The following is a 17,837-nucleotide window of genomic DNA, read 5'->3' on the forward strand; positions in this document are numbered from 1 at the left end:
ATTGATAAAAATATCATTGATATTAATCTAATTGATGTGATTTAAGTTTTTGTATTAAAAGCCTTTTGTTGTTTGTTGTTTTTGCGGGGATGAGGTGTTGGCTATCAATTACTGGTGGAGGTGAATCACACTTTAGTAGTTAAACATCTGCTAAATAATGGCTGTAATGTTAATGAACTTGTTATCGCTAACGCTGTGATTGTCGTCGAAAGGGGGCGTTATTTTTGGGAAATACGTCGCGATGGGCAGTATTTTGATCTTATCAGCCATAGTGGATTATCGAGCATATTTACGCAGCAGAGGCTGGGGGAGTAAAGGTTAAATACGGGCTAAATATCAGTATTTTTACTTGCCATATCATCTAGCACTTAAGAAATGAACTATCTTTAACAATCGAGCGTACTAATCTTTCAACACGCTTAAAATGACCATTATTCGGAGGGGGGAGAAAAGGGAATGAAGTGCCTTAGCATAATAGTGTTAATCACGCTGATGAGTCTCACTAGGTTTTCCTTTGCCGAGCAGCAATATGATGGTGTACATAACTCTGCCTTAAACAGTTCACACGTTGCCGTAAGTCATCAACATGGAGATCTCTTCAATCATCCTGTCTTGTCAGTGTTAGATGCGACTAAAGAGGCGCGGGGGATTGCATCGCCGCAAGCAGAGAGAACCTCTGCGACACAAGGTACATCGATTGTCTTGCCGACGGTGCAGATGCCAATGACACTGTTTCATAAGACTTATATCGAGGCGGTAGGTGTTGCAGATGCGATTCAAAGCAATTTAGACCATTTTGATGTTAACAATCCTGCAAATGTTTCAGAGTTAGGCTCTCTCGGGGCGTTGGTGTCGGGGGGAGTGTCTGATGTTGGCGTTGTATTGAGTTTTCCTCTATCAATTGTCAACATGCCAATATCGGTTGGGCTCTCGCCCAAAATACAGCGTATCGACACTTACAATTATGTAGTTAATGCGAATAACGTGACTTTTGATAGTGGTAATGATTCCCCCTATCGTAATGATGATACGGTATTTAATCTTGATGTTGGTGTGGTAATTAAGCCTTTTAATGGGCTAACCGTTGGCTTGTCTGGACGCAATTTAATCGACCCAAAACAACAGAGTGTAGAGTCATTAGGGCGGCAATTTACTTATCGAGTTGAGCCTTTATATACTGCTGGGGTGGCTTATGATTGGGCTGCACTTACCCTAACAAGTGATATCGATTTGAATGCTCATCAAGGTTTCGATGAAGTGGTTAGTACACAATATTGGCGCTTCGCAGGGGAGCTAAAAACCACGGATTGGTTGGCGTTACGTGTGGGTTATCGCCACAATTTAAACAATACCGCAATCGACCTGTATTCGGTTGGTACAGGCTTTAGTATTGGTCGCACCTTTAATCTGGACTTAACCGGGCTGTTTGGCAGTGATGATGCCATTGGGGGCGTGATCCGAACCTCATATCATTTTTAGTGATTATCTTGTTTGCTGATTTTTATTCCCTTTTACGGACACCTATTTGAGGTCGTTACGTTAGTTCTATAATCGATTTTACCGCTAAGATCAGCGCACTTGTACTGCACAATATCAGGGTAAGGCGTTGGGTTTTTTGTTTGTCGATGCCGCCGACAATACGATTAGCAACTACAAAGCCTAGCAGGACCGATGGTAGCAATAGCATTGAAAGATACAGATGACGCAGTGTGAGTAATCCACTGAAAGCCAAAATGATTAAGGCGATCATTGAGCTAAAGATGAAGAAGGCTGACAAGGCTGCGCGAAACTGTTTGGCGTCTTTTCCCGAGAGTAAAATAGCCATTGGCGGTTCACCAATGGCAGCGATATTACCAAAGATCCCCGACAATATGCCCGCCATAAAAAGATTACTGCGATTTATGGGGAGACGTAGCTTGAATAGGCTCAGAACCACGGCTAGAGCCACAATGATTGCAATGGCTAATCCCAATACTGGTTGTGGTGCTAGCAATAATAAGGTTGCGCCTAATATTCCGCCAGGGATACGCCCCAGTAAAGCATATTGTAAGCCGTTAAATTCCAGTGCGCGCCTCTCTCTTAGCAGGGTGAGTAAGGCGATAGAAAAGCCCATCATAATGACAGGTGCGGGCACTAGGCTTGGGTCGACGAGATAGAGTAACGGCGAGGCGACAACGGCTAAGCCAAAACCGATCAGGCTTTGGGTTAGGGCGCCAATAAAGATGATCAGCGACGCTAGGCCAAGGATCATGGGATCAATCATAAGTTCAGGCACTATACCACCAGGGGTTGCAGTGTGTTTAGACGTGATAAAGAGGAGGGATCGCAGTGCGATCCCTCTTTAGCAAAACAGGATAGGTAAAGTCGATTTACTCGACGTCTTCCCATTCGATGCCCATCTCAGTCATCAGCTTTTTCACTTCGGCTGGAATACTGTCGGGTTTGTCTTTTGACAAGTCATCATCATGGGGTAAAGGTTGGCCAGTATAAGCATGCAAAAAAGCTTCACAAAGCAATTCGCTGTTTGTAGCGTGGCGTAAGTTATTCACCTGACGACGAGTGCGTTCGTCGGTTAAAATCTTAAGCACCTTGAGGGGAATAGAGACAGTGATTTTTTTCACTTGCTCATTCTTCTTACCATGTTCAGCATAGGGGCTGATATAATCGCCATTCCACTCAGTCATTGACTCACCTGTTAATTCTCAAATTCGGGGCAGATTTTATACCCTTACCGGGTACAGTCAAATTATTGCCTCTAATTTTTGTTAATTGCAAATAGATTTCTACATGTTTGGACGTCTAAACGTCTAAATATGTTGACGCTACCGCTTGCCTTAGGTACATTTAGACGTCCAGACATCTATAAAGTATAGATGACTGCCGCCGATTTAACTTTAGGAGTAAAAGATGACTGAGCGTAAATTAGCCACGGCAGCTGTGCGTGGGGGGATAGAATCCGATACCCAATATGGTGCCGTTGTACCGCCCATCTATTTGTCGACCAATTACTCCTTTGATGGCCATCAACAACCGAGAGATTTTGATTATAGCCGCTCGGGTAATCCGACTCGCTGTATTTTGGCTGACGCCATAGCGGAGCTGGAACGTGGGGCGGCAGGCATAGTGACATGCACTGGCATGGCGGCCATCACCTTAGTAACCAATTTACTGGGGCCCGATGATCTACTCGTGGTGCCGCACGATTGCTATGGCGGCAGCTATCGACTATTTACCCACCTCGCCAAGAAAGGGGCATTTAAACTGGCAGTGGTTGACCAAACGAATGCCGCTGCTTTGGCAGACGTTATTGCTCGCCAACCTAAAATGGTCTGGTTAGAAACCCCTTCGAACCCATTACTGCGCGTGGTCGATATCGCAGCGATTGCGAGCCAGAGCCATGAAGTGGGGGCGCTAGTGGTAGTCGATAACACCTTTTTATCGCCTATCTTGCAACAACCTCTGTTGCTCGGCGCTGACATAGTGATCCACTCAACGACTAAATATATCAACGGGCATAGCGATGTGGTCGGCGGCGCGGTTGTCGCTAAAGATGCTGAAGTGGGTGAGCTGTTACATTGGTGGTCTAATACCTTAGGGTTAACCGGCTCAGCCTTCGATAGCTATTTGACCCTACGCGGCTTAAGAACAATTGCGGTGAGAATGCGTCAGCATCAAGCCAACGCACAGCAGGTGTTGGCTTTGCTAACCCGTCATCGCGCCGTTGATAAGGTCTATTATCCTGGTTTGGCGGGCCATCCAGGCCATGAGATCGCGTTAAAACAGCAAAAAGGTTTTGGTGCCATGCTCAGTTTTGAGTTAAAAGGTGGCGAAGCAGAGCTTATTGCCTTTTTAAATGCGTTAGAATACTTCTCTTTAGCCGAAAGCTTGGGTGGAGTAGAGAGCTTAGTGGCGGTTCCTGCTACCATGACCCACAGAGCGATGGAGCCAGCGGCTCGTTTAGAGGCAGGGGTGAAAGATACCCTTATTCGTTTATCTGTTGGGATTGAAGATGGTGACGATCTGGTGGCAGATATTCAAGCGGGTTTAGATGCGGCTATCGCGGTAAGTTGTTAAAGGTATTGAGGAGCAAAAAATGACACGATGTCATTTGCATAAATTTGGCGGTTCTAGTTTAGCGGATGCAGATTGTTACCGCCGTGTCGCTCATATATTACTCACCCATGGCCATAGCGATGATCTCATCGTGGTTTCTGCTGCGGGCAAGAGTACTAATTTTTTATATAAATTACTTGAGCTAACCGAGTCCGGTCTGTTGTGGCAAGAAGAGTTGCAAGTGTTGATCAGTTACCAGCAAAATCTGATCGAGCAACTGTTATCTAACGAACAGGCGCGCAGCTTGCGCGAGCGTCTATCGACCGATAAATCCCAACTCAGCACATTACTTTCTCTTGCCGATTTAACGGATTACCAACGCAATCAAGTGGTTAGTTTTGGCGAGCGCTGGTCATCGCGTTTACTTGCCGCGCTGCTGCGTGAATCAGGCGTCGGGGCAGTCGATGTGGATGCGCGCACTTTATTAGTGGCCGATGAAGGGGCGGTACCGCAAATTCGCATAGGGCAATCAAAGCAAAAAGTGCAGGCGATGCTGAATGCTCACCCTAATGAACGCCTAGTGATCACCGGTTTTATCTGTGCTAATGATAAGGGCGATACCCTGTTGCTGGGCCGTAATGGTTCAGACTTTAGCGCCACCTTGCTGGCCAGCCTCGCCAATATTGAACGGGTGACCATTTGGACCGATGTGGAAGGGGTGTTTAATGCCGATCCCAATCGCATTAACGATGCACGCCTGCTCAAAAGCATGTCATTAACCGAGGCTAATCGCTTAGCCCATCTTGGTTCGCCGGTACTGCATAACCGTACCTTACAGCCACTGTTTGACACTAACGTGAGCCTAGCGGTGCGCTCGAGTTATGCGCCCCATACCGATTTTACGCTTATTGCGCCTAAGAGCTTATCGGCTAGCGCGCCCGTCGTTACTAGTCTACCTAGCGTGTCGTTGTTTAGCTTAAGCTTTAATGCCGAGCTGCCTCAATTATTAGAGTGTTTTGCTAAGGCAGGACTGGCTCCCTTGGCCTACTGGTCATCGGCGTCTGGCCTTGCAGAGCTGGCCTTTACCCACGAGAGTGAAAAACAAGCGCGGGCGATATTTGAAGTCAATACTCAAGCACTGGGGATCGATGCATTAGAGGTGCGACAAGACTTAGGCTTAGTGGCGTTGGTCAGTGCCGATGCTGCACTTTATCGCCGGGGTTTTTCACGTCTATTAAGCCGCGATGCTCACCCATTGTGTAACGATGGCCTAAGTTTGGTCACTTTGGTCCCTAAGGGGCAGGTGAGCCTATTGACGCAAAAGGTACATCGTCGCTGCGCTGGCCCGCGTAAACGTATCGGAGTATTACTGCTGGGTATTGGTAATATTGGTGATGCGTGGATTGAGCTGTTTAAGCGGGCGAGACCGGTATTAAACAAGGAGCTTGAGGTCAGTCTCGAGTTGGTGGGATTACTGAGTTCCAAGCTGGCGCTATTAAGCGAGACCGATATCGATCTTAATCACTGGCAGCAGCAATTTAATGAGCAAGCAACCCCTTGGGATTACAGCCACCTGTTTGAACGATTACGCCATGTTGAATGTGATGAACTTATCGCGTTAGATATCAGTGCTAGCGCCGATTTAGCGTTGCAGTATCCAGCATTTTTTGCCCGTGGTATTCATATGGTTAGCGCCAATAAGCTGGCTGGCAGTGGGCCTTTACCTTTTTATCAAGAATTAAAACAGCAGCTGGATAATCGTCGACTTTTTTGGCGCTACAATGCCAGTTGTGGTGCGGGATTACCCGTGCAACATGCCCTAAATGATTTACATAACAGTGGCGACGCCATCGAAGCGGTGGGGGGGATTTTTTCCGGCACCTTATGCTGGTTGTTTGAACATTTCGATGGTACTAAACCCTTCTCTGAATTGGTGCTGCAGGCTAAGGCGCTTGGGCTGACAGAGCCCGATCCGCGTGACGATCTGTCGGGGCGAGATATGCAGCGTAAATTGCTTATCTTAGCGCGAGAGATAGGCCATGATATTGAGCTTGATGATATTGCGCTGCACTCTTTAGTGCCGCCGCATCTTGCGCAGCTCCCGTTGGCTGAATTTATCGAGCGTATCAGTGAGCTAGATGCTGAGATGCTACGTCAATATCAAGCGGCTGCGGAGCAAAATAAAGTGTTGCGCTATGTGGCTTCCTTGCAACACAGTGACGGTCAACTTGCAGCGCAGGTCGGGATTGAGTGGGTGGATCGCAACGATCCTTATGCTAACTTAACGCCCGGTGATAATGTGTTTGTGATTCGTAGTCACTTTTATCAAGATAATCCTTTGATTATTCGTGGTCCAGGTGCCGGCCGTGAAGTCACCGCTGCTGCGGTGCAATCGGATCTGGCGCAGATCTGCCGCGATCTATTGCAAGAGTAACCTCTTCTCAGACGTCATACCTTAAGCGGCCCAAGTTAGCACTTGGGCCGCTTTTTTTGTCGATAATGCCGCTATATAGTGCATCTAATACTTCATCTCAATGCCACATTATTCGCTTTTTCTTGGAAAATTTCTGTTATCCAGCCGGTAGTTATATCGGCAACACCTTGTCGGTAAGCAGGTAATACATTTTATGTAACAATGGCTTGATGCTCATGTCGCTCATGCTGTAATCGGTTTGTTGTAGAGGCGAATAGACTATTTTAATTTTGGTTAACTTTTACGCTTGACTTAGAACTGAGTTTCTCTAGTATGTAGACATATAGACGTCCAAACGTCTAAGTACTATCGTCGAACGTCTGAGGGAATAAAGATGGCTTTTCACCACGCGCAACATGCAAACTCATTAAACCAAAGCTTGTCTGAGCTTAATGGTGACATTAACGTCTCGTTTGAATTCTTCCCGCCAGCCACCCCTGAGATGGAACAGATCTTGTGGAACTCAATCAGGCGTCTCGAACCGTTAAAGCCTAAGTTTGTCTCGGTAACCTATGGCGCTAATTCCGGCGTACGTGATCGTACCCACGGGGTGATTGAACGCATTCAGAAAGAAACCGATCTGGTGGCTGCGCCGCACCTGACCTTAGTGGATGCCAGTGATGAAGAGCTAGTTGAGCTGGCCAAGCATTATTGGCATTCCGGAGTGCGTGACATAGTGGCACTGCGTGGCGATTTACCCGAGGGCAGTGCCAAGCCCACTCGATTTGCTAATGATTTGGTGCGCCTATTACGTTCGGTGGCCGATTTTGATATCTCGGTAGCGGCTTATCCAGAAGGCCATCCTGATGCGACCAATGCGCAAGCGGATCTGATTAATTTAAAAAAGAAAATTGATGCAGGGGCCAACCGTGCTATCACGCAGTTTTTCTTCGATGTCGAGTCCTACTTACGTTTTCGTGATCGTTGCGTGGCCGCGGGTATTGATGTTGAAATTATTCCAGGCATCTTACCTGTTACCAACTTTAAGCAACTTAAACGCTTTGCTGGCATGACCAATGTGTCGATTCCCCGCTGGTTACATAACCAATTTGAAGGCTTAGATGACGACCCTGCGACACGACAAATGGTAGGTGCTAATGTGGCCATTGATATGGTGAAAGTGTTATCGCGAGAAGGAGTTAAAGATTTTCATTTTTACACCTTGAACCGTGCCGAGCTAACTTATGCGATTTGCCATACTTTAGGGGTTCGCCCAGGGCAATAAGTCTAGGTTGTGTTGCCATCGTTATGTTTGAACGCATCCTGTTATTGAACGGATGCGTTTTTGTTTTTCGGGGAGCTTTTATAATTTTTTTGATGAAATCCATTACCTTATTCGTTCGAATCCCTCTATCATTAAGGGCAGTTATAATCGGGAGGATATTATGAGATCGATAACGTTAGGTTCGGCTTTGTTGTTATTGTCGATGCCTTTATTGGCAGAGCCAATGGCGATGCCGCCATCAGCACAATTGTGTGCGTCATGTCATGGCCCAACAGGGCAAGGTGTTGAGCCATTAGGCCCAAGATTAGCAGGGCTATCTGCTGAATATATCACTCAGCAGATCAAGTTGTTCCAAACAGGCCAACGCCAAAATGCCAGCATGACGCCTATGTCTATGGTGCTCCAAGGTGATGCAATTAAGCCTGTCGCGGACTATTTCTCATCTCAAGAAGTGCCTGAAGTCAGTGTTCACCTTCGCGGTGAAGCCGCAGTGTACAGCGACCCAACCCAAGAATTAGTGTATCAAGGTGACTGGGACAGAATGATCCCAGCATGTGTCACCTGTCATGGTCCGTCTGGCATAGGTGGGGGCCAGTTCCCACGTCTTGCTGGTCAGCAGGCAAGCTATATCAAGACCCAGTTACTTGCTTGGCAAGCGGGCACTCGCAAGGGTGATGTAGATGCAATGATGGGGACCATTGCAAATAAGCTAACCGCAGAAGAGATTGATGCGTTAGCCAAGTATTTTGCCGAGATCAAATAGGGAGTCTGACCATGAATCATGTTAAATCGCTACGCAGTGCTTTGATAGCGTTGATTGGACTCTGTATGCCAAGCCTAGTTATTGCCGCTGAGTTACCTGACAAACAGGCTGAATTACAAGTCAAGCCAAAGTCAGATGATACGGTTTATTTAACGCCAAGAGAGATGAGTGCCATACCTCAAGGGGCATTTGGCGATAAAGTTAAACAGGGTTATCAGCTGTTTGTTAATACTCAGCAGTTACGTGGTAAATATGTCGGTAACGAGCTGAACTGCTCTAACTGCCATATGGATGCAGGGCGTAAACCCAATGCATCACCGCTATGGGCTGCCTATATGGCTTACCCTGCTTATCGTAAGAAAAACGATAAGGTCAACAGCTATCAAGAACGTATTCAAGGTTGCTTTACCTACTCGATGAACGGGAAAGCACCGGCAGATGGCAGTGACGAGTTAGTGGCGTTATCTGCTTATTCCTACTGGTTGGCCATGAGCGGCTTGATGGATCAATATCAAGTGACGGGCGAAGTGCCAGAATTGAGCGATGCTGAGTTGCTCAAAGGCGGCAAGCGTGAAGACTTTGCTCTGCCCGCGGCGGTTAAAGCTGCGATGAATATCGATGAGTTGGCAAAGCTTCCTGGTCGTGGTTTTCCACCGATTGAAAAGCCTGAGTTAGCCTATTCTCCTGAGCGCGGAGCTACGGTTTACCAAGCGCATTGTCAAGCCTGTCATGGTGATGATGGCCAAGGGCTTGCTATTGCGGGTGTTTATAGCTTACCGCCATTGTGGGGGCCACAGAGCTTTAACTGGGGCGCAGGCATGCACAGGGTCAATACTGCAGCGAACTTCATTTACGAGAATATGCCATTTGGTAAGAGTATTCAGCTGACAAACCAACAAGCTTGGGATGTTGCAGCTTACATTAATTCGAAAGATCGCCCACAAGATCCACGCTTTAAGGGGGATGTTGAAGCGCTACAGAAGCAATACCATAAGCACCAAGGGTATTATGGTCAATCGGTTGATGGTGGCGCAGTTTTAGGTAGCCAATCTTACCCCGTGAATCCTGATAAACAGTAATCTTAGGCGTTAATAGGCTCTGCGATTGCCGTATAATAATCTGAATTAAGGGGTGTTAGCTTGGTTGCTGACACTCCTTTTTTATTGGGGATGATGAGGTATGACACACAACAAAGCGGTTGCGACTGCTGAGTCAAACTTGATATTAGGTGCAGCGATAAACTGCCCCCTATGCCAGCAATTAAATCAGTGTGCTATCGCCAACCTGCAGCCCAGCGCCTCTTGTTGGTGTCAGCGGCAGGCGTTTGTGCCAAAGGCATCATTAACCGTTAATGTTCGCCGCGATGCGTGTATTTGCCAAGTCTGCGCCGCCGAATTAATGGCAGAGCAGCAGGCTGGATTGAAACGCATAGATTGAACTAGGTAGGTGCAAGGGCGGATAACCTGCCTTACGTTTTAGCAAACGGGTAAATTACCCATTGTATAGCGGTAATAACTGTGGGTTACCCGCCATTGAATATAAAAAAGGAGCCATTAGGCTCCTTTTTTGTCGCGTTTGCGATGAGGTAACTCTCTTATTTAGCCACGCTAGGTTATGTCAACACATGGTGGCTTTAAGTGAGCCGGACTCGGCCTAATTAGGCGTTGTCTTTACCACCCTTACGGTGTGGTTTACGGTCGCCTGCTGGCTTACGACGACGTGGTGGACGGCTGTCATCACCCGCGCTTGCTGGCAGTTCGGTGCCGGCTTCACGGATGTTAAGTGGCTTACCACATACACGCACCTTCTTCAGATGTTGTAATACATCTTTTGGCATGCCGTCTGGCAAGTCGATGGCGGTCATTGAATCAAATAGTTGGATTTGTCCAATATAACGACTGTCGATGTTGGCTTCGTTAGCCACAGCACCAACAATGTTACCGACACCAACACCATGGTCACGACCCACGTCGATAACATAGCGGCACATCTTAACGTCTGGATGATCCTTCAAGGTATCAGCCGTTCCTAGATTGCTTGGCGTTGGGCGTGAATCACGACGGGTACGTTCGCGAGGTGCACGATCACCGCGTTCACCGCGTTCACGACTGCTACGCTCATCACGACTGTCGCGTTGACGTTCGTTGATATTAGGTAGCTGCAATGGACGATCTTTCTGAACTTGCTGTAGTAACGCCGCTGCAAGTACATCAGTATCGACTTCTAACTCTTGACATAGTTGTGCAACAGCGCCTTTCATGAAGTCTAAAGAATCTTTAGCAATGACTTCAGAAATCTGCTCACCTAAACGAGAAAGACGACGCTCGGTCACAGTCTCTGGGCTAGGCACGTCCATTGGCGAGATACGGCTCTTAGTCGCGCGCTCAATGGTACGCAGCATGCGCATCTCTCTGTGGGTTACAAATAGAATTGCCATACCAGTACGACCAGCACGGCCAGTACGACCAATACGGTGAACATAGGCTTCAGTGTCGTATGGGATATCGTAGTTAATAACGTGACCAATACGTTCAACGTCAAGACCACGTGCCGCAACGTCAGTTGCAATAATAATATCGAGCTGACCACGTTTTAGCTGATCAACAGCGCGTTCACGAGCCTGCTGGTTCATATCGCCATGTAGCGGTGATGACGCATAACCACGAGCTTCTAGCTTTTCTGCCAGTTCAACACAGCTGTTACGTGTACGAACGAAGATGATAATACCTTCAGTATTTTCAACTTCTAGTACGCGAACTAGCGCTTCTAGTTTGTTGTGTTGCGAAACTTGAACGAAACGCTGTTCAATTGATTCAACCGTAGTATGACTTGCAGCGATACTGATGTGCGCTGGTTCTGTAAGATATTTATTGGCAACACGCTTAATTTGCTCAGGCATAGTAGCTGAGAATAATGCTAGCTGACGCTGCTTAGGCGTGTGCTCTAGGATCCATTCGATATCATCGATGAAGCCCATTTTTAGCATTTCATCGGCTTCATCGAGCACCATAGCTTTAAGCGTATCAAGCTTAAGGGTGCCACGACGCATATGATCCATTACACGGCCAGGCGTACCGACGATGATTTGTGGACCACGACGCAATGCGTTAAGTTGTTGATGCATGCTTTGGCCGCCGTAAATCGGCAGTACGTGCATACCTTTCATGAATTTTGAATAGCTACCAAATGCTTCGGCGACTTGCACTGCAAGTTCACGAGTTGGGGCTAATACTAAAATTTGTGGCGTATTTGACGCTGGGTCGATCGCATTTAATAGCGGTAGCGCAAATGCACCGGTTTTACCGGTACCCGTTTGTGCTTGACCTAAAATGTCTTTACCGGCCATAAGTGGCTCGATACTAGCAGACTGAATTGGCGTTGGTTTTTCGTAACCAAGCTCGTCAAGAGCACGCAACAAAGGCTCGGAAAGACCGAGTTCGCGGAAAGTTTTTTCATTGGATGACATGGGTTGTAGCCTTGTGGTGTAGCAAAGTGCAGAGACTGCACTAAAGATTTTATAGACAGAAAATCAACCCCGTGTCGACTTCCCGCACCGAAAAGTATCAGTAAGCCGATTATTATAGCAGTGAGTTGAGAGATTGGCTACCACTTAAGTCTGATTTTTAGTAGTAAACATGGGTCTTCACAGCTAAAATCTATAATTAACAGTGAGTTGTTTTTTAATAAATCACAAATTAATCTATTGTTTTACTCGGTTATTTAAGAGATAACTGTCGATAATGAGTAGTTTGTAAGCCGTTTCTGTAACAGCTGCTAGAAACTCGATATCTAGCTTTGACGCAATGTCGCTGGTCTGATGATAATCGCTATGGGGCGGTACACCAAAATAGAGCCACGGCAGGTCGGCTTGATAAAAAGAGACGTGATCTGACGATCTTAACCAATCTATCCTTTGTATCGATTTACCCGCTTCGGGTGGGTGATTGGCTCTGATACACAACCCTACCGTTTGCATCAAACTGTTTTGAATAGCTGTAAATTGAGTAAAGTTTTTGCGTCCCTCCAAATAGATGGTGTGGTATGGGTTGGGGCGCCCCACCATATCTAAATTAATCACTAATTCAATTTGTGCCATCGCAGGTTGGCTGTTGTCATCTTGTAGCATTGCGACTAAGGCTTTGCTGCCATAGAGCCCTGGTTCTTCCGCATCGGTGGCGATAAAGAGTAAATGACTTGGCCGCTGCTGGCCCTTGGCATGCTCAGCCAGCGCTAGCATCGCGGCTATCCCCGAGGCATTGTCGTCGGCGCCTGGGTAAATCTCGGTGTCTTGTGTACCTAAATGATCATAGTGGGCGACAATCAGCCGCCATTGGTCGCTAGCTTGAGTTGCAGGTAGCATGCCGATGAGATTGACACCCTGGCGCTCAGTAAACTGATATTGATAGCTAAAGTGCTGGTCAAATTCCCTATCGCGCGGAGGGGCATTAGAGGGAAGTGGGGCGTGCAGCCTAGGCCAAGGCATTAAGCCCGCCTGTTGCATACGTAAGGTAAGATAGTCGCGGGTCATTGCTGCGCCGGGAGTCATGGTTTTGCGCCCAGCAAAAGCGGGTGAGCTTAATCTGGTTACATCCTCTTGTAGCTGAGGCTGATTGGCCCAAGTAAGCTGCAAGGGGCGATGACAAGCGTTGTCTGTACTGCTACATCCGGGTAAGAGCAGCGTAAAGGTTAAATAGAGCGAGATGAGGGTGATGATGCGAGCAGGATTGAGCACTCTCATGGGCACCTAGCTTGGGTGGTGGGCTAGGCTATAACTTAGCTACAATTAATTAATAAAGACAGTCAAAGCCAGAATGATGTCATACTGGCTTTGGTGGTTATCTTTAATAGAGCAACGCGAGTTGGCTTAAGCCTTGAGTAAAGGCTTAAGGAAGCGCGCGGTATGAGACGTTGGATGCTCAGCTACTTGCGTAGGAGTACCGCTGACCAAAATGGTGCCTCCACCTGAGCCGCCTTCAGGGCCAAGATCGATGATCCAATCGGCGGTTTTGATCACATCGAGATTGTGTTCAATCACCACTATGGTATTGCCGTGAGCCTTAAGGCGATGCAATACATCTAGTAATAGCTGAATATCGGCAAAGTGTAAGCCAGTCGTTGGCTCATCTAAGATATACAAGGTCTTGCCTGTGTCACGTTTTGACAGCTCTTTGGCCAGTTTGACCCGTTGTGCTTCACCGCCTGAGAGGGTGGTTGCACTCTGGCCAAGGCCGATATAAGACAGGCCAACCTCCATTAAGGTTTGTAGCTTACGGGCAATGGCTGGTACGGCATCGAAGAACTCTCGGGCTTCCTCAACGGTCATCTCCAACACTTCGTGAATATTCTTGCCTTTGTAACGAACCTCTAAGGTTTCACGGTTATAGCGTTTACTCTTACAGCTATCGCAAGGTACATACACATCGGGTAGGAAATGCATCTCAACTTTGATCAGACCATCGCCCTGACAGGCTTCACAGCGTCCACCTTTCACATTAAAGGAGAAACGCCCCGGCTTATAGCCACGGGTTCTGGCTTCTTGGGTCGCGGCGAACAGCTCACGAATAGGGGTAAAGATGCCTGTATAAGTGGCTGGGTTCGATCGCGGTGTACGGCCAATGGGGCTTTGATCGATATCGACCACTTTATCGCAATGATCCATCCCCTCTATTCGTTTGTAAGGGGCGGGCTCATCGACGGTGGCACCATTTAGCTGACGATGAGCGATCTTATAAAAGGTGTCGTTGATAAGCGTTGATTTACCTGAGCCTGATACCCCGGTCACGCAGGTAAACAGGCCTACAGGTATGGTTAAATCAACGTTCTGCAAGTTGTTGCCAGTTGCGCCAAACAGCTCGATAACTTGCTTTGGATTATATTGCGCTGGTGTTTCGCTGATGTGGATCTGCTTAGTGCCAGAGATATATTGCCCAGTTACCGAGTCTTTACAGTTGATAATATCATCTAAGCTGCCATCACAAATCACCTGACCACCATGAACCCCCGCGCCTGGGCCGATATCGATAATGTGATCCGCCATGCGGATCGCATCTTCATCATGTTCGACCACGATAACGGTATTACCCAGATCCCGAAGATGGATCAGGGTTTGCAGTAAGCGTTCGTTATCACGTTGATGCAAGCCAATGGAGGGTTCGTCGAGAACATACATCACCCCCACAAGACCGGCGCCAATCTGGCTGGCTAAGCGAATACGCTGCGCCTCTCCGCCAGATAAGGTGTCGGCAGAGCGCGACAAGCTCAAATAGTTAAGCCCGACATTGACCAAGAAGCCTAAGCGATCGCGTACCTCTTTTAAGATTTTTTCGGCAATTTGCGCGCGCTGACCTGTGAGTGATAGCTGCTCAAAATAGCTCATCGCCTCGCCAATTGACCATTCGGTCAGCTTTGGCAGATTAAGATCTTCAATAAAGACATTACGCGCCTCTTCGCGCAGACGCGAACCGCCACAACTGTTACAGGCTTGCGTATTAATATACTTGGCTAACTCTTCGCGCACCGAATTAGATTCGGTCTCACGATAGCGCCTGTCCATATTGTTTAAGATCCCCTCGAAAGGGTGGTTACGCACCACGACATCGCCACGATCGTTGATGTATTTAAACGCGATACTCTCTTTACCCGAGCCATGTAGTACGATGCGGCGAATTTTATCGCTGAGCTGCTCATAGGGCACTTCGACATCAAACTTATAATGCTCGGCCAATGAACTGAGCATCTGGAAATAGTAAAAGTTGCGTCTATCCCAGCCGCGGATCGCACCGCCTGCAAGGGATAACTCAGTGTTGGTGATCACGCGTTCGGCATCAAAAAACTGCTGCACCCCTAAACCATCACAGGTGGGGCAGGCGCCAGCCGGATTGTTAAACGAGAAAATACGCGGCTCGAGCTCGGCCATAGAATAGCCACAATGTGGACAGGCAAAGTTGGCAGAAAACAATAGCTCGTCGATATCGCCATCCATAGAGGCGACGGTGGCTATCCCCCCCGAAAGCTCAAGGGCGGTTTCGAATGATTCTGCTAAGCGCTGGGTGATATCGTCACGCACCTTAAAACGGTCGACCACCACTTCAATGGTGTGCTTGACGTGCAGTTCAAGGGTTGGCGGATCGGACAGGTCGCACACTTCACCATCGATACGGGCGCGGATAAACCCTTGTGCCGATAGGCTCTCGAGCAGTTTGACGTGCTCACCCTTGCGATCGTTAATCACAGGTGCGAGCAGCATCAAGCGGCTGCCCTCTGGCATCTCCAGCACCTTGTCGACCATTTGACTAACGGTTTGCGCCGCCAATGGCTGATTGTGGGTGGGGCATCTTGGCTCGCCGACACGGGCAAACAGTAATCTTAGGTAATCGTAGATTTCGGTAATAGTGCCCACGGTTGAACGCGGGTTATGAGAGGTGGATTTTTGCTCGATAGAGATGGCCGGGCTTAGGCCTTCAATATGATCAACATCGGGCTTTTCCATTAAGCTTAAAAACTGACGGGCATAAGCAGAGAGGGATTCGACATAACGACGCTGCCCCTCAGCATAAAGGGTATCGAAGGCTAATGACGATTTACCCGAGCCCGATAGGCCGGTGATAACGATCAGCTTGTCCCTTGGGATTGTCAGGTTGATGTTTTTTAGATTGTGGGTGCGGGCGCCACGAACTTCAATCTTGTCCATCTGTCTCTCTGATTGGCCGAATAAAAAAGAGACTGATTATCGCATAAAAATTGTCTCAGGTCATAGCAAGCTCACACAAAAGCGATAGGGGGAATGTTGACGAACGATTATGGCTTTGTGATTGAATAGCTACATATACATCGCATCTTTAATTTTTCTTTTTGAGCTAAATCCACGCTTCGTGATAACATGCGCGGCTTATTAATGTATTCATATCAGGGCGAAAAATGGCCAATAATGGACTGTCTAAGACTGAGAAAAAAGTCGCGTTTTCGTTAGCCAGTGTATTTGGTTTGCGCATGATGGGCTTGTTTATGATCATGCCAGTGTTTGCGCTTTATGGGCAACACTTAGAGGGCTTCTCGCCATTATGGGTGGGGGTTGCCATCGGGGCGTATGGGTTAACTCAGGCGGTGTTGCAGATCCCAATGGGGATCTTGTCAGACAAATATGGGCGCAAGCCAATTATTTTAATTGGCTTGTTGGTGTTTGCAATTGGCAGCGTGGTTGCAGCCATGGCGGACTCTATTTATGGGGTGGTTGCCGGACGCGCTATGCAGGGGATGGGCGCGATTGCCGCGGCCGTTTTAGCCTTAGCTGCCGATTTAACTCGCGATGAGCAGCGCACTAAAGTGATGGCGATTATCGGTATGTGTATCGGTTTCTCCTTTGCGCTTTCGCTGCTGGTCGGCCCCATTGTCGCGCAGCATCTTGGCCTCTCTGGGCTGTTTGCTATGACAGCAGGTTTAGCCTTGCTGGGCATGGTTATTGTACAGTTGCTGGTGCCAAACCCTATTAGCCAAGCGCCAAAAGGCGATACGGTTGCGGCGCCAGCTAAGCTTAAAGCCATGCTCAAAGATCCGCAGCTGTTCAGGCTTGACGCCGGTATTTTTATTTTGCATCTGGTGTTAACGGCGGTATTCGTGGCATTGCCATTGGATTTGGTCGATGCGGGTTTAGTTAAAGAAAAGCACTGGATGCTCTATTTCCCTGCTTTTATGGGCGCGTTTTTCCTTATGGTGCCGTTGATCATCATCGGCGTGAAAAAGAAAAACACCAAGGCCACCTTTCAAATTGCCCTGTTAATCATGATGGCAGCGCTCGCTTCAATGGCGTTATTTGCTAATAGCTTAGTGGTACTCAGTGCTGCGATTGTGCTGTTTTTTACAGGGTTTAACTATCTTGAAGCCTCACTGCCGAGCTTGATTGCTAAATTTTGTCCGGTAGGGGATAAAGGCTCTGCCATGGGCGTGTATTCGACCAGCCAATTTCTAGGGGCATTTTGTGGCGGCTTGCTTGGCGGCGGAGCTTACCAATTGGTCGGCGCGGCTGGGGTATTTGCTGTTGCATTAGGCTTGATGTTTATTTGGTTACTATTAACCTTAGGCATGGAAAATCCCGTGCTATTAAAGAGCTACACCTTAGAAGCCGAAGTTGAGGGCAAAGAGCAAGCCAGAGCCATGGCCACTAAGTTGTCACAGCTGCCTGGTGTAGCCGAGGCTATCGTGGTACCTGAGGAGAAAGTCGCTTATTTGAAAGTTGATGAGCATTTCGATTTGAGACAAGCGCGAGCTGTGTTAGGCTCTGTCAATTAACTGTTTGGGACTTGAGTTGACCTCACCCGTTAAGCAGT

At 47.8% G+C, this 17,837-nt stretch carries 13 protein-coding genes; 8 read left to right on the top strand and 5 right to left on the bottom strand.

All coding sequences use genetic code 11. The features are described from left to right. The first annotated feature begins 456 nt into the window (after window positions 1-456). Window positions 457-1,479, top strand: coding sequence for a conjugal transfer protein TraF (traF, locus tag AC0VXX_RS02425; RefSeq protein WP_475515767.1), 1,023 nt, complete (start codon window positions 457-459; stop codon window positions 1,477-1,479). A 55-nt stretch (window positions 1,480-1,534) separates the two neighbouring features. On the opposite strand, the gene AC0VXX_RS02430 is transcribed toward traF, so the two are convergent. Together AC0VXX_RS02430 and metJ are read right to left on the bottom strand one after the other, a co-directional pair. After that, on the bottom strand, window positions 1,535-2,263 hold the full coding sequence (locus tag AC0VXX_RS02430; protein ID WP_475516913.1) for a sulfite exporter TauE/SafE family protein: 729 nt from the start codon (window positions 2,261-2,263) through the stop codon (window positions 1,535-1,537). A gap of 106 nt (window positions 2,264-2,369) precedes the next feature. Beyond that, entirely contained in the window at window positions 2,370-2,684 is a 315-nt protein-coding gene (gene metJ, locus AC0VXX_RS02435) for a met regulon transcriptional regulator MetJ (protein ID WP_110455796.1), read from the bottom strand. A gap of 223 nt (window positions 2,685-2,907) precedes the next feature. Between metJ and metB the strand changes: the two genes are divergently transcribed. The 6 genes from metB (at window position 2,908) to AC0VXX_RS02465 (ending at window position 9,951) form a co-directional block, all read left to right on the top strand. Further along, window positions 2,908-4,074 carry a cystathionine gamma-synthase gene (gene metB, locus AC0VXX_RS02440; RefSeq protein ID WP_475515768.1) on the top strand — a complete coding sequence of 389 codons (1,167 nt, stop codon included), beginning with the start codon at window positions 2,908-2,910 and terminating at the stop codon, window positions 4,072-4,074. Between the two features lie 19 nt (window positions 4,075-4,093). Further along, window positions 4,094-6,487, top strand: a complete 2,394-nt coding sequence (locus AC0VXX_RS02445; protein ID WP_475515769.1) for a bifunctional aspartate kinase/homoserine dehydrogenase II — start codon at window positions 4,094-4,096, stop codon at window positions 6,485-6,487. 373 nt (window positions 6,488-6,860) lie between these two features. Further along, entirely contained in the window at window positions 6,861-7,751 is an 891-nt protein-coding gene (gene metF / locus AC0VXX_RS02450) for a methylenetetrahydrofolate reductase (protein ID WP_475515770.1), read from the top strand. A 202-nt stretch (window positions 7,752-7,953) separates the two neighbouring features. Beyond that, window positions 7,954-8,514: a c-type cytochrome gene (locus AC0VXX_RS02455; protein WP_475516914.1), complete on the top strand. Its 561-nt coding sequence runs from the start codon at window positions 7,954-7,956 to the stop codon at window positions 8,512-8,514. A gap of 65 nt (window positions 8,515-8,579) precedes the next feature. Continuing rightward, window positions 8,580-9,593 carry a c-type cytochrome gene (locus AC0VXX_RS02460; protein ID WP_475516915.1) on the top strand — a complete coding sequence of 338 codons (1,014 nt, stop codon included), beginning with the start codon at window positions 8,580-8,582 and terminating at the stop codon, window positions 9,591-9,593. A 100-nt stretch (window positions 9,594-9,693) separates the two neighbouring features. Continuing rightward, a complete protein-coding gene (locus tag AC0VXX_RS02465) occupies window positions 9,694-9,951 on the top strand; it encodes a cysteine-rich CWC family protein (RefSeq protein WP_475515771.1) in 258 nt (85 codons plus the stop codon). Between the two features lie 220 nt (window positions 9,952-10,171). Here the strand turns inward: AC0VXX_RS02465 and AC0VXX_RS02470 are convergent, their stop codons facing one another. From AC0VXX_RS02470 to uvrA, 3 genes are all read right to left on the bottom strand, one after another. Continuing rightward, a complete protein-coding gene (locus tag AC0VXX_RS02470) occupies window positions 10,172-11,980 on the bottom strand; it encodes a DEAD/DEAH box helicase (RefSeq protein WP_475515772.1) in 1,809 nt (602 codons plus the stop codon). Window positions 11,981-12,214: 234 nt separating this feature from the next. Then, window positions 12,215-13,252, bottom strand: a complete 1,038-nt coding sequence (locus AC0VXX_RS02475; RefSeq protein ID WP_475515773.1) for a M28 family peptidase — start codon at window positions 13,250-13,252, stop codon at window positions 12,215-12,217. 126 nt (window positions 13,253-13,378) lie between these two features. Beyond that, complete coding sequence (gene uvrA / locus AC0VXX_RS02480; RefSeq protein WP_475515774.1) at window positions 13,379-16,204, bottom strand: excinuclease ABC subunit UvrA; 2,826 nt, start codon at window positions 16,202-16,204, stop codon at window positions 13,379-13,381. A gap of 227 nt (window positions 16,205-16,431) precedes the next feature. Between uvrA and AC0VXX_RS02485 the strand changes: the two genes are divergently transcribed. Beyond that, window positions 16,432-17,799, top strand: coding sequence for an MFS transporter (locus AC0VXX_RS02485; RefSeq protein WP_475515775.1), 1,368 nt, complete (start codon window positions 16,432-16,434; stop codon window positions 17,797-17,799). The last annotated feature ends 38 nt before the right edge of the window (window positions 17,800-17,837 follow it).

This window comes from Shewanella sp. QJM3NY_23, assembly GCF_056173105.1.